Source organism: Paenibacillus sp. FSL H3-0329, assembly GCF_037963285.1.
GTDB classification, from domain to species: Bacteria; Bacillota; Bacilli; order Paenibacillales; family Paenibacillaceae; genus Paenibacillus_AQ; species Paenibacillus_AQ odorifer.
The window spans coordinates 863,263-886,137 of sequence record NZ_CP150150.1 but is presented as its reverse complement, the minus strand read 5'-3'; the positions used below and the strand labels follow the sequence as shown (position 1 = coordinate 886,137).

The 22,875-nt window shown below is 43.0% G+C and carries 15 protein-coding genes and 1 riboswitch; of the genes, 1 reads left to right on the top strand and 14 read right to left on the bottom strand.

Going from position 1 to position 22,875, the window contains the following annotated elements; all coding sequences use genetic code 11:
• Positions 1 to 3: 3 nt before the first annotated feature.
• The 6 genes from NSQ66_RS03860 to NSQ66_RS03835 all read right to left on the bottom strand — a co-directional run bounded on the left by NSQ66_RS03860 (position 4) and on the right by NSQ66_RS03835 (position 11,577).
• Positions 4 to 1,020: an Abi family protein gene (locus NSQ66_RS03860; protein ID WP_076296212.1), complete on the bottom strand. Its 1,017-nt coding sequence runs from the start codon at positions 1,018 to 1,020 to the stop codon at positions 4 to 6.
• 643 nt (positions 1,021 to 1,663) lie between these two features.
• Positions 1,664 to 2,392 (bottom strand): ECF transporter S component, encoded by a 729-nt coding sequence (locus NSQ66_RS03855; protein WP_076105347.1) that lies wholly within the window; start codon positions 2,390 to 2,392, stop codon positions 1,664 to 1,666.
• Positions 2,374 to 4,044, bottom strand: coding sequence for an ATP-binding cassette domain-containing protein (locus NSQ66_RS03850; RefSeq protein WP_076142151.1), 1,671 nt, complete (start codon positions 4,042 to 4,044; stop codon positions 2,374 to 2,376). The genes NSQ66_RS03855 and NSQ66_RS03850 overlap by 19 nt, the downstream gene beginning before the upstream one ends.
• Positions 4,017 to 4,907, bottom strand: coding sequence for an energy-coupling factor transporter transmembrane component T (locus NSQ66_RS03845; RefSeq protein ID WP_076142152.1), 891 nt, complete (start codon positions 4,905 to 4,907; stop codon positions 4,017 to 4,019). The genes NSQ66_RS03850 and NSQ66_RS03845 overlap by 28 nt, the downstream gene beginning before the upstream one ends.
• On the bottom strand, positions 4,907 to 5,896 hold the full coding sequence (locus NSQ66_RS03840; RefSeq protein ID WP_076142153.1) for a DUF4430 domain-containing protein: 990 nt from the start codon (positions 5,894 to 5,896) through the stop codon (positions 4,907 to 4,909). Before NSQ66_RS03840 ends, NSQ66_RS03845 begins: the two co-directional genes overlap by 1 nt.
• Before the next feature lie 71 nt (positions 5,897 to 5,967).
• Positions 5,968 to 11,577, bottom strand: coding sequence for an S-layer homology domain-containing protein (locus tag NSQ66_RS03835; RefSeq protein ID WP_339192742.1), 5,610 nt, complete (start codon positions 11,575 to 11,577; stop codon positions 5,968 to 5,970).
• 163 nt (positions 11,578 to 11,740) lie between these two features.
• Positions 11,741 to 11,942: riboswitch (cobalamin riboswitch) on the bottom strand.
• Positions 11,943 to 12,284: 342 nt separating this feature from the next.
• On the opposite strand from NSQ66_RS03835, the gene NSQ66_RS03830 reads away from it, so the two are divergent.
• Entirely contained in the window at positions 12,285 to 14,006 is a 1,722-nt protein-coding gene (locus NSQ66_RS03830; RefSeq protein WP_038568775.1) for a cellulase family glycosylhydrolase, read from the top strand.
• A gap of 70 nt (positions 14,007 to 14,076) precedes the next feature.
• Here NSQ66_RS03830 and NSQ66_RS03825 read toward each other — a convergent pair whose 3' ends face one another.
• The 8 genes from NSQ66_RS03825 to NSQ66_RS03790 all read right to left on the bottom strand — a co-directional run bounded on the left by NSQ66_RS03825 (position 14,077) and on the right by NSQ66_RS03790 (position 22,772).
• Positions 14,077 to 14,370 (bottom strand): hypothetical protein, encoded by a 294-nt coding sequence (locus tag NSQ66_RS03825; RefSeq protein ID WP_036684881.1) that lies wholly within the window; start codon positions 14,368 to 14,370, stop codon positions 14,077 to 14,079.
• 20 nt (positions 14,371 to 14,390) lie between these two features.
• Positions 14,391 to 14,972 (bottom strand): hypothetical protein, encoded by a 582-nt coding sequence (locus tag NSQ66_RS03820; RefSeq protein WP_076142348.1) that lies wholly within the window; start codon positions 14,970 to 14,972, stop codon positions 14,391 to 14,393.
• 192 nt (positions 14,973 to 15,164) lie between these two features.
• Positions 15,165 to 16,115 carry a carbamate kinase gene (gene arcC, locus NSQ66_RS03815; protein ID WP_076142349.1) on the bottom strand — a complete coding sequence of 317 codons (951 nt, stop codon included), beginning with the start codon at positions 16,113 to 16,115 and terminating at the stop codon, positions 15,165 to 15,167.
• A 36-nt stretch (positions 16,116 to 16,151) separates the two neighbouring features.
• Positions 16,152 to 17,417 (bottom strand): tetratricopeptide repeat protein, encoded by a 1,266-nt coding sequence (locus NSQ66_RS03810; protein WP_076142350.1) that lies wholly within the window; start codon positions 17,415 to 17,417, stop codon positions 16,152 to 16,154.
• Positions 17,418 to 17,450: 33 nt separating this feature from the next.
• Positions 17,451 to 18,992 (bottom strand): hypothetical protein, encoded by a 1,542-nt coding sequence (locus tag NSQ66_RS03805; protein WP_036684876.1) that lies wholly within the window; start codon positions 18,990 to 18,992, stop codon positions 17,451 to 17,453.
• 89 nt (positions 18,993 to 19,081) lie between these two features.
• Positions 19,082 to 20,512: a DUF1116 domain-containing protein gene (locus NSQ66_RS03800; protein ID WP_076142351.1), complete on the bottom strand. Its 1,431-nt coding sequence runs from the start codon at positions 20,510 to 20,512 to the stop codon at positions 19,082 to 19,084.
• A 1-nt stretch (position 20,513) separates the two neighbouring features.
• Positions 20,514 to 22,058 carry an acyl-CoA synthetase FdrA gene (gene fdrA / locus NSQ66_RS03795; protein ID WP_036684874.1) on the bottom strand — a complete coding sequence of 515 codons (1,545 nt, stop codon included), beginning with the start codon at positions 22,056 to 22,058 and terminating at the stop codon, positions 20,514 to 20,516.
• 3 nt (positions 22,059 to 22,061) lie between these two features.
• Positions 22,062 to 22,772: a DUF2877 domain-containing protein gene (locus tag NSQ66_RS03790; RefSeq protein WP_081383599.1), complete on the bottom strand. Its 711-nt coding sequence runs from the start codon at positions 22,770 to 22,772 to the stop codon at positions 22,062 to 22,064.
• Between the last annotated feature and the right edge of the window lie 103 nt (positions 22,773 to 22,875).

Here is a 22,875-nt window from a genome sequence, read left to right as displayed (position 1 = left end):
AAATCATTTCATTCCTAGTTTAAACCAATCTGAATGCTTTCCCCGCCCCATTCTTTCGAACATCTTTACCATTAAGCTTTTTTCACGTTTTGAATTACAACGTCTAAAATAAAAATCTTTAAATAGCTTTTCTATATCTTTTAGACTTTCAAACTGGGAAAGTACTAATAAAGTGTCATATAGTCTTATTTCATAATAAGTTGAAACTCCTGCAGTATTAATTTTAGTTCTTAAACCTAAATCATTTATTAAACCCGAATCAATCCTTAAACGATTCGATGTCCGAAATCTATTAACTAATTGAAAATGTGCACAAGTATTTCTTAATTCAATAAAAATTCGTACTGAGTTGATAAACTTTTGTTTATCAATGTACTTCATCCCCATATCTTCAATAACCTTTTCAAAAATATCTCTTTCAAATCCTAATAATAAACTAAAGAGAGAACCAAACTCAAGGACTTTAATAGTCACCCAGAACGGCGGGTGATCATAAGTAGATATATAAGGATATTTAGCTCTGCAATGCTCAATGAAATTACTATACGTAGCCCCATTGAAATAAATATTTGTCTGAAATATTTTATGTCCTGTAATATTCTTAGCTAAATCTTTAGGTAAACTCAAATGATTTGAACGTGGATTGGTATACTTATTGATATCAATGTAACATGCAGAATCAGAAGCATTTAAATAATGTTTTTCACAAAACCGATATGCCATGGAAGATTTCAAACGAATTTCAAATTTATCTAAAATTTTCAAAATCTCTAAATTCAATTTTTTATCAAAATCATACAACAATAAAAAGTCTTCAAAAAAAAGACCATTGTATTCTTTATTAGTAGCTTTTGAATCAGTTAATAACAATGTTTCAAATCCATTTATTAAGTCAAAATAATTCTTTTCTAATAAGTGTCGTTTAGCTTTTTCTTCATCCCTAATAATTAATTTTCTTTCTTTTAATAAGTCAATTTGTTGGTCTAAAGATTTGAATGTTTTGGTAACATGTGTGCTCAAATAAATCTCCCCATTATTTTTAATCTATTTATTTAAAGGTTCTATAATTTTCTAAATGAGCGAGCTGCCTAGTTTACTTCCATTTTTCGTAAGAAAATGTAAAAAACCACTCTGAATTATACATTAAATAAAAAAATAGGGATATGAACTTCTAGGACGTTTGGCATAATGAATGAGATACTCCACACAATCGACAAAAACAGGCGATACCGGTATACCGGAACATCGCCTGTTTTTATAAGTTTTCACCTAGGAGCATCACTACTAGGTATATTCTCTTTTCAGTGGTTTGTCACAGTGGCTTGATTCGTAGCCACTAGTTCCCCTCCCCCTTCCGGTAAAAACCGAAGCGGGAGGCGTTGAGCCTTTAGTTTGTGTTTGTGTTTGTGTGTTGGTGTTTTGGAATTCGCGCTGATAGCAGCGGAGAGAACGGACTGATTGTGGAAAAGCGGAGCGTTCGCCCGAAAGCTTTCCGAAGGAAAGCTCACTTCGTAAGCATATGCTGTGTCCGGATTTTACCGTTGAGGTTAAAAATTCAAAAAAATCTGGACACAACAGCGATTGGAACAATAGTCCGTTCTCGGAGCGTCCGCCAGCGTAAAAAGCCCACAGCGCACAACGTCCAAAAGCTAACACCAAGAACCTAAGGCTCAATCAACCCATATTTCGTTTTTATCCGATCCAACTTCTCAATCATAGGATTAGCAATAAAAAACAAAAATACCACCGTCGAGATCGCATGCACCATATCAAACCAAAAACCTGAAATATAAGTGGTCATTAAAGCCGGCCAGGAGAACTCTGAAGTGAACATCATCAACGAGCCTATATTGATAATGCCTCCGTATACGAAAAACGTCGCTAAGCCTCCGAATATACATAGCGACAGCTTATTCTTTTTAAGCAGACCCTTCTTGAAGAAAATGCCCGCCAGGAAGCCAATGATGCCAAAACAAAACATTTGCCAAGGCGTCCAAGGACCCTGCCCAAAGAAGAAATTCGAGACAAAACCTGCAACAGCGCCAACCAGAAACCCTGCCTCCGCACCCAAGCTTACCCCTGCGATGATGACAATAGCAACCACTGGCTTAAACTGCGGCAACATAAAAAAGGCTGCGCGTCCCGCCACGGCAATGGCTGCTAACACTGCTATAACGATCAGCTCCCTCGCCTGCGGCTTCCGGTTCTCGAACACCATCGCAAAAGGAACCATCGTATAGATAACAATTAATAGACTGATAAAATAATACTTCCGATCATTTAGCACAAAGATGCCTAATAAAATCGTAGCTGGAATGACTATGAGGATTAGTAGTGCCGCTAATAAAGTTCGACGACTCAAACGACGATCCGTTATCTGCTTCTTTGACATAAATCAATCACACCCTCTATCGTTACTCCCTCATTCCATACATGACGCGCCATACGGTTGGCAGCAGTTGTATAGAAGCTGTTTCCCGCAAAAAACTTCTGCGCTTCATTCGTAGTGATAATGCTTCCATCAAAAAACATGGCGCAGACCTCAGCGTATTTGGCACAAAATTCAACGTCATGCGAGACCATTACAATAGTAACGCCTTCGGCATTGAGCTTTTGCAGGAATACGGCTAGCTTCTCTTTGAAGGGCCCATCCAGTCCTTTGGTCGGTTCATCCAACAGCAGAATCTTTGGTTCTAACAAAAGGACCTTCGCCAACGCTGCACGCTGTTGTTCTCCCCCGCTGAGATCATACGGATGCATGGAGAGGAGATGTTCCAGTTCTGCGAACTTAACCACAGCTTCAACTCTGGCGTTTTTTTCTTCCTTCGTCAAAGAGAGCTGGGATAACATTTCATATAAATCTAGCTCGACTGTTTTTTTCACAAATAAGGTTTGCGGATTTTGCGGGAGGAAGCCCAGATTGTTAGTAAACAACGCTTTGGCATTCATCTTCGCAGGGTTGCTCCCGCCGATAAGAACTTTCCCTCTATAAGGCTGAAGGATTCCGCTCATCAGCGACAGCGTCGAAGTCTTCCCTGTTCCATTCCCGCCAACAATACAATAAAATTGCCCTTGCTTCACTTCAAACGACAAATCTTTAATGACATTCGGCCCATTTTTATCATATTTAAACCATACGTCCTTAAACTTTATGACTACAGGGCCGGCCTCTTTCGTGCTAGGCTGAGTTTCTGCCATCGTTGCAGGAGTCTTACCCTTTAGAAAAGCATCCAACCATTGGCGTCCTTCCTTTACAGTAACAGGCCACACTAAGTCATGATCTACTCCTGCAACAATCTGCATCGGTGAGGGCATGGACAGAAACATCGGATGGTTCAGCTTACTTAAAGCCTCGCCCACCTTTTGCGGGGTATCATCGGCGATCACAACTCCCTCATTCAGCACAATCAACCGATCTGTAAGCGGAAGAACATCCTCTAGACGATGCTCGGTCATGATCACGGTTGTTCCCAGCTCACGATTTATTTTTTTGACCGTCTCCAGAAAATCGGAAGCCGCAATAGGATCTAGCTGGGAGGTAGGCTCATCGAGGATTAGAACCGAGGGATGCATAGCCATTATGGATGCTAAGTTAAGCAGCTGCTTCTGGCCGCCTGATAGCTCGGTCACACTTTTATGAAACCAGGTCTGGATCCCAAAAAAACTAGCCATTTCCGCCACACGCAGGCGAATCGTAGAATTATCGTACCCTAAGCTCTCAAGCCCAAAAGCAAGCTCATGCCATACTTTATCTGTCACAATTTGATTGTCCGGACTTTGGAGTACATAACCAATTTCCGCTGCCTGTGTGCGTTGATCGATCTCCTCTACAGGTTGACCCTTATAATAAATTGCCCCTTGGCGATTGCCATGTGGGGTTAGGATTGTTTTCAGTTGTCTAAGCAGAGTGCTTTTGCCACAGCCTGACTTTCCACAAATGGTAATGAAGTCTCCACTTTCAATCGTTAGATTAATATTCGAAAGAGCCGCTTGCTCTTGTTCAGGAAAAGTAAAGCTTAGTTCTTCGATTCGATAGATTTCCATTTCATTGCCTCCACCATATTGATGAGCACTGGGATCATACATAACGCAAAATAAGCGATATATATAAGAATACTAAAAGGTGTAATTGTGCTCGCTTTAATCGATGGATAGAATCTCATGGTGTTCTCACCCATCACTGCCCCTACGGCTACCAGCGCAATTAAGCCTGTCATGATCAAGAGAACTACTTTGTCTCGGGCATCTAACCGAAAGATAGAAAAGCTTGTACGCCCCGGCAATCCATACCCTCTCGATCTCATGGAATCCGCTGTCTCAATCGCATTTTCCAAAGCCCAGGTGGTCATAATGGAGAGAATCGTAATCCCATTCCGCGCACGCGCGAGGAGATTTCCCTGTGAGACATCCCGGCCTATACATTTTTGAGCATTAGAAATCACCTTTATTTGCGCTAAATATCTAGGAACAAAACGAAGCACCATCGAAAAAATCAACGACAGTGCCGGCAGTATTTTTCCGAATATATAAATAAACTTATCCGAGGTCATCACGACGTTATAACAGGAGAACCAAATAATTACCGTCACAAACATACACGCCGCTGCCACGCCATAAAGAATCGATTCCTTCGTAATGGGGTTCCCGTTGTTTAAATAGAACAAGATCGTTACCCCTTGATGATTAAAAACAGGATTCATCACTGCCATAAATAGCAGAAAAGGAATCATGTAAAGCAGATTAAATCGGATGCCCTTTTTTCCTTTTAACATAATTGAGTAGGCTACAGCACTACTAAGGGCGATCACCTGAAATATAGGATGCATAAACACCATGCTAAACAGCAATACAACAACAAAATATAGAAAATTCACAAACGGATGAAAGGTAGAAAAGCTATCCTTCATTATTTCTGAGCTCCTCCTGTGGCTACATACCCACCTACATCTCGACCTAGATCACAAGTGTATACCCAATCAATGACATCGCCATCTTTGAGAACATAACGGCTACTGCCGTAGTTAGGGAACCAGCCATTTACTTTGTACATCCATCCACTGAGCTCTCCAGCATCGAATTCATACAGATTATTTATGCCTTCAATATAATTACTGTTATAGATCGGCGTCATGCTAAATTCCATATGGATTTTATTCTTCTTCATTTCTCTTAGTAAAACATCAAACACAGACTCACCTTCATAAAAGGTTACCTTCTGCGCTTTATAAATGATACCATCTGCCGGCAATACTTCAAGCTTATCCTCATTAAAAATATCCATGTTATCTAAAATTGTTGCCGCTGAGACGGACAAGGTAGCCGTTAATTGCTTCTTCTTATCTACTGTTGCATCTTGCCATTCCACTGGTTTAGGTTTCCCGCTCGGCACTGGATCGGTAAGAAATTTATCCCTTTTCGGTTCCTGCTTGGTTTCTGTTGTCGCTACTTTTGAATCAGGTTTTGTTACGGGTTTTGCCGTCGCTTTCGTTTCCGGCACGGGCGTTTTAGCCGCTTTCGGCGTTGTGGTAGGTTGCTTCGTTGCAGCAGGTTTTGTTGTTACGACCGGTGTTACAACTTCTGTTGGTGCTGCAGTTCCTGTTGGTGTTACAGCTTCCGTTGGTGTTGCCGATTCATTTGGTTTTAGGGCTTCAATGGGCTTAGCTGTTTCACTTGGCGTAGCTGACGGTGTTATCTCTGTTGTCTCAGTAGCGATTGCCTCAGTGGGTTCAACATCATCATTTGTTGCGGAAGCAGTGTTCTCAGGCTCTATAACCTGTGTCTCAACGCTACTATTAGCGACCTTGTTTGGGCTCTTCTGGTAATCCCCGCCCCAAAAGAAGGCGATAGCCAATACACCTATGATTAGTATCGCTGTTAACCATTTCTTCTTGTTCATTTCTCTAGTCCCACCTTAAATAATAAGCAAGGGTATACACGCTACCCTTGCTTATCTCTCTAAATAAAATTCTATTTGACGTCTGTCATATCATAAAGACGTGTCTGGCCATTAACGAGCCGATCATAGGAAACCAGTGCATACATCGCCTGATCAGTAGCCATAAGATCTACTTCTCCTGGTTGCGCGCCTCCATTGCCTACTCCACCCTGCTTCACGTGATAAAAGCCACCTTCAGGTGCAGCAAAACTAAGCAATGCGTCTACTGCGGAATGTCCATTTTTAATAAATCTGGAATCCTTATGCGGGTCAATACCAAGGCCAGTTAAAGCTACAATCACCTGAGCGATGCTTTCGGAATTTGTAGATTCCCAGCTTGCAAAACCACCGTCTGCTGTCTGTGTTTTGGATAACCAAGCAATCCCCCGGTCCACAGCAGCTGTTACTTTGGCGTTGGTTTTGTAATAAGGCGTTAAGCCTTGAATGACCATCCCCGTGATATCTGGATCAGCCGCTGTAGCATTACTGCCTAGTGCCCATCCACCGCCGCTGATCTCTCTGCCCAAAATATAATCAATGAGCATCTCTCTAGTCGTCTGCGTCTTTACATCCTTAACCACTGGAATGTCGTAATGATTACTGTCCAGTGCAATGAGAGCAAACACAGGTCCATTAATACCTTGCTTAATTACAGTATCAAAATCCGCGAGCGGTTCCAGTAGGTTATAACCCGCCACTTTATCAATATTTTTGTTGATTGAAGTTAATGCCAAAATAACTCTATCATATTCCGTATATTTTACGCTATGCAGCTTCCCTGATTTTTCTTTAAGAGTCGCTTCTACATTTGCATAGTACTTAGTGTAATAACTATCTGGAACCTTCACACCTGAACGTGCCAGCCCGAAGACTGTCCAGTCCCCGCCAACCGAGGAAATGACCGGGTTTGTTACTGTTTTTTGCAAAAAGGCAGCTGTGTTCTGAATGTAAGAACTAACTGCTGTATTCTGAATAGTTGGACTAACCACTTTGTTCCCACTCTTATAATCATGGGTTCTAGTAGCTACAACAGCCGCCATTTCTCTGGTTACTAGCTCTTTAGGCTTAAATTGATTATCATCACCTAACATCAAACCAGTCGCAACAACGGTCTCTACATCTGCTTTGGCCCATGCCGATACTGTGTTGATATCTTTAATCGCTGTTCCAGGCTTCGTCGCCGGGATGGCCAATGCTCTGACGATAATTGCGGCCATCTGCTCACGAGTAATCTTGTCATTCGGCTTAAATTCATTATTAAAGCCTGTGATTAGACCTGCCTTATGCGCAGCATTCACATATGGATAGAACCAATCGCCTAGAGCGACATCCTTATAGGTAATGCCTTTATCACTCTTAATATCAAGTTCTAATGCAGAAACGAGAATCTTAGTGAACTCCGCTCTTGTGATATAAGCCTTCGGATTCACCTGACCATTGTTACCTTGGATATACCCTTTTACTGTAGCTGTTTCAATCGCTGAATAGGCCCAGGAAGAGATCTTATCAGCATCTGTATACAGTTGTTTAATATCATTCGTATTCTGGGTAGGATCCTTAGGAGTCACTGTTGGAGATGGACTCACATTTGGATCACCACTGCCTTCCGGATTAGCTCCCCCACCAGGAGCCGGAGTAGCACCAGGCTTAGGCGTTGGGGTTGGGCTCATCGTTGGTATCGGTGCATTTAGATCCACACCCAAATTCGTAGTATAACGCCACTGAATTCTGTCCCCGGCACTTAGGTCATATGAAGATGCACCATAATTAGGATATTTCCCATTCACATTATACATCCATCCACTGCCGCTGCCATGGTCAAATTCCCCATCACCAGCTATGGATTCAACATACACACTTCCAAAGTCACTGTTCCAGGAATCTCTATAGTCGATACCGCGGCTATCCAGCACTCTTTTTAGTACAGACCACACTGTGTCACCAGATTGTAGCTCTACCTGTACAGATGGAACAACATATCCCTTATTAATCGTAAGCTTATCCACGGACAGGATTACATATGGTTTCGATGGAGTGGTTCCGCCACCATTGTTGCTGCCATTTCCTTCACCATTTCCACTACCATTACCTTCGCCATTACCGTTACCACCGTCGCCGCCAGGTGTTTGTACTGCACTGGAAGCATAAGCAATGTAGTCAGTGAAGTGATTGGTTTTTACAATTAAATCATTTCCACTATCATAGGCATACTCAGACTTACCGCTTGCAAAACCTAAGTCATCACTTGCAAATTTTTGAATGGCATGAGGAGTGCCATTTTGAATATAAGCTGCATCTTTTCCTTTAAGGTCCTTAAAGGTTAACGTAATAAATTGACTGAATTCTACTCTTGCACTACCACCCATGGAAAATGTTTGAAGAATGTTATCAAGCTTCTTGTCCCCGGGAATAATCTGATTCACACTATCTTTTAGTGCAGATTCTCCACCGGTTAAAGCTGAAATCAGTTCAATTGCAGAGGCATCCCCACTTGTAACTTTTGCACCCTTAGGAATGACTACAGATACGTTACCTTTTATGGCCTCTATCTGAGGAAGGTCGCTGTTACTTGGTAAATTGACACTAACCTTCGATTGATTTCCCTCCGGAATAGCTACTGTGATTTCTTTGTTGCTATCTCCAGTGCTGATCGGAACGATATAATCATTAGCGTCATTTGGGATTTCAACTTTCGGGTTCTCCCCAGAAGGTAACGGAAATTCTTTCGGACCCTCTGGTTGCCCAGGCCCAGGTTCTTCTGGTTGTTCCACTTTCACATCATTCATATCAAAGAGACGGTTGCTATGATTGATCAGACGATCATAAGACACAAGTGCATACGTACCTTGGTCCGTTGCCATATTGTCCACTTTGCCTGTGAGGATATGCTTAAATCCACCCTCAGGTGCAGCAAAGCTAAGCAGTGCATCAATAAGCGAATTTCCACTTTTAACAAATCTAGCGTCCGTGTGCGGATCTACACCTACACCAGTTAAGGCTACAATTACCTGCGAGATACTCTCGCTGCTAGTGCTTCCCCAGCTTGTAAATCCGCCTTGATTGTTTTGGTTATCGGACAGCCATTGGATGGCCCGATCCACGGCAGCTTTTACATCATCTCGGGTTGCATAATAAGGTGCAAGAGCTTGCATCGCCATCGCAGTCATATCGATATCGGCTTTGGTTACGCCTAATGCCCAGCCACCAGCTTGTGCTGTACCTTTTTTAACCTCTTTATCTAAAATATACTGAACTAGTTTTTCTCTTGTGGTCTGTTCTGTAACTCCATCAACTACAGGGATCTCATAGTTATGGCTATCTAGCGCAATCAGAGCAAAAATCGGACCATTATTGCCTTGCTTTTGGATATATTGATAATCAGCGAGTGCTTTTCTCAGATCATATCCCGCAACATTTGTGATATCTTTTCCGATAGAGGTAAGTCCTAGAATCGCTCTGGAATTCTCTGTGCTTTTATTGGCGTCGAGTTTTCCATCCTCTTTAATGATCGATGCTATTTTCGTTGCTACATTGTTGTAATAAAGATCGTAATAACCGTTAGGTACTGTATAGTTCGCCCGTGCCAGAGAAAGGATCGACCATTCTCCACTACCTGTACCAAACGACGGATTCTTTACAGTGTTTAGAATATAGGCAAGGCTTTTATTTAATTGTTGTTTGGCTACAACAGTAGTAGGTTGTTCTAATTGCACATCATTCATATCAAAGAGACGGCTGCTATGATTGATCAGACGATCATAAGACACAAGTGCATACGTACCTTGGTCCGTTGCCATATTGTCTACTTTGCCTGTGAGGATATGCTTAAATCCACCCTCAGGTGCAGCAAAGCTAAGCAATGCATCAATAAGCGAATTTCCACTTTTAACAAATCTAGTGTCAGTGTGCGGATCTACGCCTACACCAGTTAAGGCCACAATTACCTGTGAGATACTTTCGCTGCTAGTGCTTCCCCAGCTTGTAAATCCGCCTTGATTGTTTTGGTTATCGGACAGCCATTGGATGGCCCGATCCACGGCGGCTTTTACATCATCTCGGGTTGCATAATAAGGTGCAAGAGCTTGCATCGCCATCGCAGTCATATCGACATCGGCTTTGGTTACGCCTAATGCCCAGCCACCAGCTTCTGCTGTACCTTTTTTAACCTCTTTATCTAAAATGTACTGAACTAGTTTTTCTCTTGTGGTCTGTTCTGTAACTCCATCAACTACAGGGATCTCATAGTTATGGCTATCTAGCGCAATCAGAGCAAAAATCGGACCATTATTGCCTTGCTTTTGGATATATTGATAATCAGCGAGTGCTTTTCTCAGATCATATCCCGCAACATTTGTGATATCTTTTCCGATAGAGGTAAGCCCTAGAATCGCTCTGGAATTCTCTGTGCTTTTATTGGCGTCGAGTTTTCCATCCTCTTTAATGATCGATGCTATTTTTGTTGCTACATTGTTGTAATAAAGATCGTAATAACCGTTAGGCACTGTATAGTTCGCCCGTGCTAAAGATAGAATCGACCATTCTCCACTACCTGTACCAAACGACGGATTCTTTACAGTGTTTAGAATATAGGCAAGGCTTTTATCTAACTGTTGTTTGACGGCAACTGTAGTTTCCAGTTTGTAAGTAACTTGATAAGTTACATTTGTTTTGTTTCCAGCTCCGTCAAGAGCCGTTACAGTAATTGCATTACTGCCTGAATTCAGAGAAGCTTTGTACTCCCCATTCGCAGGTGATAAAGTAACACCATTCAACTTCACTTCTGGAATGATGTCACTATATACATTGTCTGTGACAGCTACTTTGAAGCTTATATCTTTATTAGATACTTCCTGTTTATCTTGTATGCCACTTACAGTAATAACAGGGGGTTCTATATCTAATGCATGGTTAAGCCCTACAAGCGCATGATCTACACTTATTTGAGAGCTTGCCATATTTTCGAGCACGGAATAGGCTTGATAAACTGCCGATTGTACTACTGGTCTGTCCAAAATAGTTTCTTTATTAGGGTCACTGTTAATCTCGGCGATTTCCGCAGTTAAAGCATCCTTATTGGCAAGTTGAACTGGGATTTCTCCACAGCCGCCAAGATCAGAACCATAGCCATAAGTGGTGAACTGAGTTCGAATGATATCACCGTCTTGAGGCTTATAATCGGTCATCCCAAACGGAGGAAACACATTATTTACTGCATACATCCAACCCGACATGGAAGTATAGTCAAACTGACTTAACCACTCTGGGTCTGCTTTAGTGCCGACTGTATTCCCATCAGCTGAAATCATATCTAAAATATATTGTGGAATATTGACTTCGCTTCTGCCACTATCTTTAACTTCTGATAAATAAAAACCACTATCTATATTTCCTAAATATCTATAATTCCCATCTCCTAGCGCACGTGTTATTAAAGATGCGCCATTATCGCCTTCATAAATCGGAACTTTAATAGGTTCCTTAATATACCCTTGGCCTACGGTGAATTTCTCTACGGCTACAGTTACGTACCCTTTAAGAGTAGAGCTTGCTCCATTTGCTTGAGCCGGGATAACACTTGTAGAGAATGTCGTAATAAATACAGCTACAATGAGTAACCACGCTAAAAACTTATTTTTCTTCATTTTTCCATAACCCTTCCCTTCATACCTATGATAAAAAAACAGAATAAACTTTCTTATAACCACAAAAAAACCACTCAACATAAACGTCAAGAGGTTAAGATAGTGAACCACAATACTAGCTGGCAAACACTATTCAAGCACCTCTCTATCGATCGTAGAGTTTGATGGTGTAACAGAAAAAGGCAGATATTCTGGCTCAAGTATCATCACCCTTGCTGCCTTCCCAGTTTCCCAGTGGCATTTTGCAAGGACTCCTCTTTCACAGCGGCGGGACCGCGCGGGATTCACACCCGCTTTCCATTTAACCAATCTATGATTGTACTTCCGCAACTATCATAGTTGGCACCTATTTCTAATTTTAAATTTTCATGCTTCATCATATCTAATATATATGCTTTTGTCATGTTATATTTCTTTTTTGTATAACGGGCAGCTAGAGATAATCCTATTGAATAACCAATTTCTACGAGTAGGGATATTTAAATAATTTCTTTATCCAACTGTGGGGAAAATTAATTTAAATCACTAATTCTTATATGAATTTGCCACAAATTAGTAAGGTACTCGCTGAGTGAATTCTATGTTAGGGTATATTCAGAAAGCGTTTACAAAAATAACATTGGAGGTGTTCGTGTTCATCTAACCACCAAGTACAGCGTCAAAGCCAGGTCCAAGCATCCTAAATTTATCTCACAAAGGAGAATTCAATGACTACGCGAATCCAGAAATCCTTCTTATCATTGACACTTGTCACCGCTCTTCTGCTCTCTCTGTTCTCATCCATGGCTGCAGCTGCAACTAAGGATGAGCAACAAGCTAAGGCAGCGCCAAAGAGTAAGATCCAATCCTATGTAGACGAAATGCAGCCCGGATGGAACCTCGGTAATACTTTAGATGCTACAGGTGAGGACGAAACCTCCTGGGGCAATCCTCGTGTGACCCAAGAACTTATTAAAAAGATCGCCGCTCAAGGCTATAAAAGTATTCGGATTCCTGTGACCTGGGATACTCACATGGGTGCGGCACCAGACTATACCCTAGAAAAAGCCTACCTCGACCGTGTGGAAGAAGTTGTCGGCTGGGCACTGGACGCCAAGCTTTATGTCATGATTAATGTCCATCATGATTCCTGGCTATGGGTAAGCCATATGGAAGAAAAACACGATGAAACGCTGGCGCGTTATAATGCAGCCTGGACTCAAATTGCCGATCGCTTTAAGGACAAATCCGATAAGCTGATGTTCGAGAGCATAAATGAACCTCGGTTCACCGATGGTGGAAGCACAGACGAAGCAAAAATGGAGCAAATGCTTACTGAACTCAATAACTCCTTCTATCAGATCGTGCGGAAATCCGGTGGGAAAAACGACCTCCGCCCACTTGTATTGCCTTCATTAGAGTCTTCACCTACACAAACAAGAATGGATCATCTCTATAAGACGATTACGGCTCTAAACGATCCGAATATTATTGCGACCGTTCACTTCTATGGCTTCTGGCCTTTTAGTGTGAACATTGCCGGCTACACCACATTTGAAAAAGATACAAAAAACGATATCACTCAAACTTTTGATAACGTTTACAATACATTTGTAGCTAAAGGCATCCCTGTCATCGTCGGCGAATTTGGTTTATTAGGTTTCGATAAAGACACGGGTGTGATTGAACAGGGCGAGAAGCTTAAATTCTTCGAGTATCTGACTTATTATTTGAAAGAAAAGAAAATGACTTCCATGCTCTGGGATAACGGGCAGCATTTCAACCGTAAAACTTATAAGTGGTCTGATCCTGAACTCCACAATGTATTAATGTCTGGTCTGAAGGAGCGTTCCTCCAGCACCGAAAGCGATTTGGTCTACCTAAAAAAAGGTGCACAAATCAAAGATACCAAGGTTAAGCTAAACCTGAACGGCAATAAGCTAACCACCATTAGTGCCAACGGAAAATATCTGACCAAAGGTAAAGATTACACATTAAATGGTGAGGAGCTCATCCTCAAAGCCAGCCAACTCAAAAAGCTCACAGCTTCCCAAAAATACGGTGAAAATGCCGTGCTGACTCTGAAATTCAACAAGGGTGTTGCGTGGAGGCTTAAGGTGATTGTGTATGACACAGCTAAATTAAGCGATGCAAAAGGCACGACTGAATCCTTTGCCATTCCGACCACCTTTAATGGTAACCAGCTTGCCACAATGGAAGCTGTATATACCGCTGGTGGCAATGCAGGTCCGCAGGACTGGACTCCATTTAAGGAATTCGGCAATACCTTCTCACCTTCTTATAACACTAAAGAAATCAAGCTGCTTCCCGCGTTCTTTAAAGATGTTAAAGACGGCGAGGTTATCCTAAAATTCCACTTCTGGAATGGTGATATCATCACCTACAAGATCACGAAGAGCGGAGCAAACGTTGTAGGAAAGTCCTCTTAAGCATCTGTCCTGTTAACAATACAAATAGGGGTGTCCCTACGCGGGAACACCCCTATTTGTATTGTACCCATCACATATAAACCTCGTCATACGAAATTATCATCAACCGATAAATTAAATAAACGCCAAGATAGGCTCCGGTAATAAGAAACATTGGATTTAAAAATATCGCATGGATCGAGGTCATAAATACAGCATGATCCCTTAATATTTCGTAAATCGCCAAAGCGGAAATATTTCCAAAGATAATCGCACTTAAGACCGAAGCAACATTAAATACCATACGCCACTTTATCGATTTACCTTGTAACATCAGCATGACAATGGGAACAATAATACTACCAAGTACGATTAGAAATTTCATCCAGTCACCTCGGTAAATTTTTAATCGTCCAGTTCCACGCTTTCGATTTGTCCGTCTGCATTTACCGTCCACTCGATTTCAACGCCATTATTTAATCCGAGCTTGTCTTCATCTTCAATGACTATATGATCAGGAATCGTTAAGGTTTGCTCTTTACCGCCCTCCACTTGAACGGTAATCTGTTTATCCTTAACCGCAGTGATCCTTCCGTCATATTCAATCTGCTGCAAAACAATCTTTTGATTCGGATCTGTAATGGTAACCCGCTTGCCACCGTCGCTTAACAGTTCAACCTTTTTATGATAGCTATCTTTTAACGAAACATCCTTGATAACTCTCTGAATGCTCACTCCCTCTGGAAGTTCCCCAGTATTTGAACCGGGTGACGCAGATGTCATGGGTTGTTCTGTTGCGTTATTCGTAGGCGCAGGTGTAGTAGCTTCTGCAGAAGGTGCTGTGGTTTCTACTTGAGCCGTTGGAGTAGCCACTTGAGTCTCATCCGCTGCTTTAGTGCATCCACTTAACAATACCGTACATGCACAAATACAACAAAGAATTGTAGCCCTGGTAAAACGTTGTGTTGTTCCTTTATTCGATCTCATCTTTTACCCCCGCATTTTAATGTATTCTTTTTTATATAGTGGACATAGTTTTACCTCTTATCTTCCTTTTATTCACCAGAATATGGCCATCTGAAAGCAGCAGTTGAGTAACAATTCATGAACATGTCAAAAAACCGCCCTGATTTAGATCAGTGGCGGTCTCCATGAAATGATGAGATAAATAAGATCATATTAATTTACAATATGTGTGCCAGCCTGTTGGCTCATCGCAGCTTTCATATTTTCCGGATTAGTAATGATAACTCTACGTCCCTCCTTTTTCAAAAAGCTAAGACTTGCTTCAATTTTAGGCTGCATACTTCCAGCAGGAAAATGACCCTGCTCCGCATATACCATCATTTCTGCCGCTGTAACTTCTTCAAGAGCCTTCTGCTCAGGCGTACCGAAATTTACACATACCTGAGGAACTCCTGTTGTAATGATCAGCGATTCTGCGTCGATCTGTTCGGCCAGCAGACTTGTAGCAAAGTCTTTGTCAATGACCGCATCGATACCTTCGTAGGTATTATTTTCGGTTTTGATCACAGGAATCCCGCCTCCGCCAACAGCGATCACCACATAACCCGTCTCAATGAGTGATTTAATGACGTTCTTTTCAACGATATCAATCGGCTTAGGCGATGGAACAACACGGCGGTAACCACGACCTGAATCCTCAATGATGACCCAATCTGGCTTGGCACGCTTCATCTCCTCTGCTTGCTCAAGCGTGAAGAAGGAGCCCACTGGTTTCGAGGGAGACTGAAAATTCGGATCATTTTTGCTAACCTCGACCTGAGTAATAACTGTGGCAACCTTCTTGTCTAATCTGCGGTGAATGAATTCATTTGTTAAGGCCTGCTGGATTAAATAACCTATGCCCCCTTGCGTGCCCGCCACGCAATTGACCAGCGGAGTAACATCCATTCCAGTGACTTCCGAAGCCACCTCGCTTCGTCTCAGCTCGAATCCAACCTGTGGACCGTTGCCGTGAGTAACCACCACATCGTTGCCTGCTTGCACCAGATCAGCGATATTGACAGCAATTTCACGTACTGCCTCAGATTGATCCTCTATAGAATCGCGGCCATTGTCTTTCACCAATGAATTACCGCCAATGGCTACAACTATAAATTTACTCATTCCATTCCTCCTGACGGATCAGTTGATCCTCATTGATTAGCTTTTAAGGGCCAGCTGAAATTGTTCCTTCGCGGAGTGAAAATCCGGATTGGCAGGATTATAGCTGATAGCAATATCTATTTCTTGAATGGCCATTTCATGATCACCAAGTAAACCAAGTGACTGAGCCTTATGATGATGATATAAAGGATTGCTCGGATCGTTAGCAATTGCGTTCTCAATCGCCTCAACTGCCTCTTGATGCCGGCCAAGTGATCTCAAGCTGTTCGCCTTATGGAACGAGAAATCATACCGGGCAGGCTGCTGTTCCAGAAGCTGATCCATAACTTTGACCGCTTCCTCATGCCTGCCCAACTCTCTTAAATAATTGGATTTATGATAGCGGAAGAAGCTTTCGCCAGGATCGCGTTCTATCGCTTTGTCATACTCTGCTAATGCTTGCTCGGATCGCTTCATCATTCGGTAGGCATTTGCGGTATAGAAATAGAAATCAAGGTCATCCGGATCAATAGTAAGTGCCTGTTGATAAGCTGCCAGAGCTTCGTCATATCTCCCGAGTTCCCCTAAGAAGTATCCTTTATAGTAATAGAAATCTGAATTATTACTGTCCACTTGCATTGCATGTTCCATAACCAAACTTGCTTTCCGGAAATCCTCTGCCCGAGCTAGCTCTTGAGCGCTTTGAATACTTGGATGAATCGTTAGCTTTTCTTTATTGAGAATACGGATGACCCTCTCCTGACCCAGCTCTTCTGCATGCTGCAACGATGATTTTCCGTCACGATCCGGCAAATGAACATCCGCTCCAGCATCCACCAACAACTGAATAATATCGGAGTATAAACGGCCACCATTCCCGAGAATTACTGCCTCCAGCAAGGCAGACCATCCCAGATTGTTCATATGGTTAACTGCAACACCTGCTTCCAAGCATTTCTGAACAGTTCTTAGATACCCCTTCTCGCTGGAGGGAAGCAGTGTAGTTCCCCCAAAACGATTTACACTGGTTGTATCCGCACCTGCGGCAAGAGTTAAAGACAGAATCTCATGAAATCCATTGGCACCGGCACACAGGTAGGGTGATAACATAGTGATATCTCTTGCATTCACATCACTGCCTGCTTCAATCAGCTTTTGAGCGAGAGGAATATGATTTTTTTGCGTTGCCGCCATCAGCGCAGTACGACCACTGGCATCCTTATGATGAACATCGGCACCACGAGCCAAAAGCTGTTCTACGGCAGCTAAATCCCCGCGATCCGCTGCTTGAATTAAATCTTCTGACAGAGTTTGATTAGTCATGGCTTAGCTCTCCTATTTCTTTTTATCAATTATTTATTCGGATTGCAGCTTGTTCGCTGGGTCACGAAGGTCTGAAAAATGCTTATAAACAAATAATCCTGCCACCATCAAGTAGGCGTATACGAACGGCATAAGTGAAGCTTGAGCAAATCCAACAGTCGGCGCGTGAATGATTCCAAATAAAGATAGGCCAGACGCGATTACAGCAAAGACAGCAGCCCGCAGTGGTTTATTCAGGATAGAGAAAATAGTGATGGAGCCCCAAATCAAGCTGCTAAGCGGTGCACCATTTCCTAAATGCATCAGGCCGTTGTAATAAACCCCTTTGCTTAATAAGAGATCAATCCCCACCTTGGAAGCCGAAGTTTCAGCCGCATTAAAAATGTTGTTCGCAAGCGTTAAAGCCCAGTTGGCGATCCATGGGAACAAGGTGATAAAGATAACGGGCACTTCATTTTTAGGTGTCTCTCGAACCACCTGATTCGCCGTAACGACCCCGACATAGACCAGAATCGGAACAATCGCCACAACAGGTATGATAGACAACAGCAGTGCTCCTATGCCAAAGAGACAAATAATTAACATGGAGAAACCAGAAGCTATGGTATAACCAAGTCCAGCCCCAATAGATTTCCAGCCTGCATGACCAATATACACAGTTACCGGGAACGGATTACCTGTGAAAGCACCAATACTTGAAGCAACCCCATTCGTTAGCATAACGTTACGAGTGTTATAAGGGTCTCCGGCAGCATGTGCGCTCTCAATATTTTCAAGGTCAAAAATATAATTCGCCAGTCCCAATGGAATTGCAGAAGCCAGGTATGGCAAGGCATGCGGAATCCCTTGAATTAAGCTGGTAATATGCACCTCAGGTGGATTAAACCCAAGTGTTGAAAGAGCCGTTGTGATCGCTTCTGGATTCTGCAAGCCGAATATCCAAGCCAGCGCGGTTCCAGCAATCAGCAGCAGAAATCCTGTAGGAATTTTTTTGAATATTGGCGATTTGCCAAACCAGTTAATAAAGATGATCACAAGTACAACAAAAGCAACCACTGGTGTTTCGAAGGATTGTAGCATCGGGTTCATGGCCAGCAATAACAATCCAAGTCCAGATAAACAAGATAAAAGTACGGTTCTTGGAATAACCTTGCGCAGCACATCTCCCAGAAATGAGCCGACAATAAGGATCAAGGCTTCGAACAAACACCATACGAGACCAATTTGCAGCGCAAATGATGCATCATTGGTTTCTCTAAATACGGGAATTAACACTAGAAAAGTTACCGTAAAAATCGATGGAGCACTAGGTCCTGAAGGTAATGCGGTTATATCCGTTCGGCCTGTTTTTTTGGCTAGCTGATATCCAAACCAGCCATAAGCAATACTTGCGATAAAAATCGCGAGTCCAAACGCAGGAACGACTCTGCCGTAAACCATACCTTCCGGAAATCCTACTACAAAAATTAACAATGAAATCATCGTAAGCAGATTGGTTAAATTGTTAGCAAGCAGCCCGAAAAACGCGGCCCAATCTCCCTTTTTCCAGAACATCTTCATAAATACTTGATCCATAATAAATCTCCCCCTAGATCGTTAGCGCTTACATACCAATGGCTTATGAAGCCCTCAGACCCTTGAATAGGCCTGAAGGGCGGGTGGTTCTATGAATGCATGCTCTGACTAAAAGCGAGAATGGCTTGCTCGAAACACTCGATTGGAGGATGAGTGATTCCGGCTCCAATCATTCCGATGCCTGGATCCTTATGGGCAATAGCCGTGTTGATCACTGGCATAATGCTGGTTTGACCCACTTTACGAATATCGATTCCAGTAGGAATTCCGCGGAAGTTCAACAAAGGAATCGTCACATTTGGATTCTCCGTCGTAGTGATTTCCTTCATTTTCACAGAATAGTTCATGGCATCATCTACGGTTCCCCCAACTAATGCTACAATCGCCGGCGCGGTTGCCATGGCGAAGCCACCTATACCATACGTTTCGGTAATCGCACTGTCTCCGATATCGAGTCCCGAGTCTTCCGGCTTATACCCTGCAAACATCGGTCCGACAACCTTTTGCGCAGGACCGGTAAACCAGGTATTGCCTTGCATTCCACTGACACGAATACCAAATTCCACGCCATTGCGGGCCATCGTTGTTACGATGGTGCTATGCTCGATGCCATGGGCAGCATCAAGTGCACATTTACAAAGAGCCATCCAAGTTGGTCCGGAGAAATAATCACTCATTGCCACAAAGTCGAACACTTCGATTTTCTGCTCATTAGTAAAATCTGTTCTCAGGATAAGCGGCGTTAATGCCTGAATCAAAAGAGTTGTTCCAGCGTTGTTGCGGTTATGGCATTCATCTCCCATATGGAGCGCCTGTGATAACATGAGCCGCAGATCAATGCCGTTCTCAGAGAACTTCATCGCCTCACGCAGCATCGGTCCAAGCACATCTCTCATCCAGATCAAACGGGCAACGACCGTTTCATCGTTTGCACCCATCCGCAAGATTTTCGACAGTTGCTCACTAAGGTTCGTATAAGCGATGTTGCCATACGTTTTATTCTCTACAATGTGCATAAACATAGAGGCTGAGGTTACCCCTGCCATGGAACCCACACAATTATGCTCGTGACAAGGGGAGAACGTAATCTCACCTGATGCCGCTAGTTCGGCAGCTTCATCGAGATCCTTCGCCAAGCCCTCAAAGACCAAAGCGCCGGTAACTGCACCTTTCATGGGACCACTCATCTTATCCCAAGTAATCGGAGGCCCTGCATGTAATATCGTAGTCTTAGTCATCCCTGGTACGACGTTGATCGCTTGGTCAAAACCAACCAATACCGGTTGTGAATTCACGATTCGCTCTACAGCCAGCTTGTTGGCAGCCTCAATCTTTGCAGCAATTTCCTCTTGCTCTAACGCATCCAGTGCGGCAATTAATTCGGGCTTACCTCCACCAGGTGGCTTCCATTCCAGATGGGTTACGTTGCCTTTTTGCTTCAGGATATCATCCTTGAACATTTCTAGGCCGACATTGATAACGTGAAGTTCACTCTTAAATAACTCATTAATTCTGCTCATGTTATACTCCCTTCTCTACAAAACCTCTGGCAAGAAGTCCTGCATTCGTATTACTGCTTGCATAGGTAACACCCACGGATACCAGCTTATCAAGCTGTTCTTGGACCGAAGGTGTATCCAGATCGGTTCCAAGGACATAGCCGATAATCTCCAAATGTCTGCCTTCTTGTTCCGCTGCTTGCTTAGCCTCAATAATTGCAGGCACCATAACACCTACTGGATCCTCATGCGATCCATAGCCTAATACAAAATCCATAATGATCACGCCCACCGCCGGGTCCTTCGCTTCCTGCTTGAATCTGGCAATCCGTGAAGAAGGATCAATCATCGGATGTGGTTTGCCGTTAGTGAACCCATCATCCCCAAAGTCAATAAACGTATGTGCTTGGCTGATATGGATATCACCCAGCTGATATTCCGGATCTTTTGGAATGTTGCTATAGACATCGTCGTATTTCTCCATCGCTAGATACATTGCTTCATCACATAAAGTACCGCCGCAGAATAGCCCACGAATATACTTCTGTTCTGGCTTCAGCTTGACCTTAATCTCTTCAATCAGCGGAAGGTTTAGCGGATGCTTATCAATTTGACTCTCATCAATGCCGGATAGAATTACCGCCTTCAGCGCGGCCTCTTTGGTTGTTTTGGCAAAATGTCCACCTGCCTCCAGAACAGCTTCCTCCGTTCCTCCGATAAAGCAGACTACGACAGGCTTATGCATATTTTTGATTTCATTCAGCACTTTTTGTTCCACACTTTTGGCTGGTGGCTTGGAAATCAACACAATGATCTTAGTGGCTTCGTCTTCGTTAAGCGCTTTCATAGCATCAAGCATCATTACTCCGCCGACACGTTCACTTAGGTCTCTGCCGCCTGTGCCAATCAACTGTGAGATGCCTCCGCCAAAATCGTGAATCCGCACGCTGATTTCCTGACTTCCTGTGCCGGATGCACCCACGATGCCGATATTGCCTTTACGAACTTTATTGGCAAAACATAAGGCCATATTTCCAATGATCGCGGTTCCGCAATCCGGCCCCATCATCAGTAATCCACGCTCATGTGCTATTTTTTTTAATTCAATTTCGTCTTCTACGCTTACGTTGTCACTGAACATCATGACATGGAGATTATTCTCCAGCGCTTTTCTTGCTTCTCTGGCTGCAAACGCTCCGTTGACTGAAATCACTGCAAGATTAGCTGCTGTCCTATTCTTCACTGCCGACTCAATTGTTGGATATTTAAGCTCTGTACCGCCAACTGCACTGTCTTTTTTAATAAACAGCTCTTCGATTGCTCCAAAGGCAACTTCAGCCAGCTCAGGGGATGCTGCTTTGATTACGATCATCAGGTCACTATTCTTAGCTTCCTCTAGCTCAGGGGTTATCAGCCCTACATTCGCTAATACCTCTTTATTCATTTGAGTAGCCATTGCGATAAAAGCTTGTTCGACACCCTCTATTTGATTCGCTTTGGTCGACAACGACATGAGCGAGACGGAATCAAAGTATGTGTTTCTTTTAATTACTATTTTAGTCGACATATCTTACCTCCAACGTTGTTCTAGATTAAGATCCAAACCGCTAATGATCCCCAAGGCAATATCTGTTCCGGAAGAAGAACCTATATCCAGCACTGCCGATAAGCCAAGAAGCATATTTTCCTTACTCTCATACATGAGCGAATGCAGCATCTGACCCATTGACTCTCTCACCTGACCCCAAGCCGCTTTTTTCAGAGCCATATAGCTTATTTCATTCGTTAATTCAGCTGCTTCGTTCACGACTTCCCTGCACCACGGCTGATATTTATTAATAGGACTCTGAGGCAGATGGATCACAGCAAACAATCCAACTAAAAAATCATCTCCCGACGGAGTCAGACCTGGGCCTAATCCCATTAGTCGAATTGCATAATGAGCAGCATCTCCCATGCTGTCATTCGCCAAAGCATTTAGAAGACCTGAAGATCGCTCTTCCAGCAGCCGCATCGTTTCTCTCTCAAAGCAGCTAGAACCCGCAAACTGCTTCATACCGCCTGGTTTTCCATAGCTATTGATATAAGCTTTTGCCACAGCCAAATTATCTCTTAGCGTCTTTACTTCTTTTGGAAAAATAGATAGAGAGCTCTGCCAAACTGTCAGTTCCTTGATCGATATTGAAAGCTTAGTGCCAATATATAATTGATCATTCTCCGCAAAAACTTCTTCTCCCACAACCAGTCCAAGAACCGAAAAACTACTAACCTCTGTAATCAAAGTATTAGGCGCATTATCTACCCTACTGCTCGCAATGGTATATAATTCATCAGTTGCCTTGCACCTTACATTTATCGTCCGCTCAAATATGCTGTGTATATTT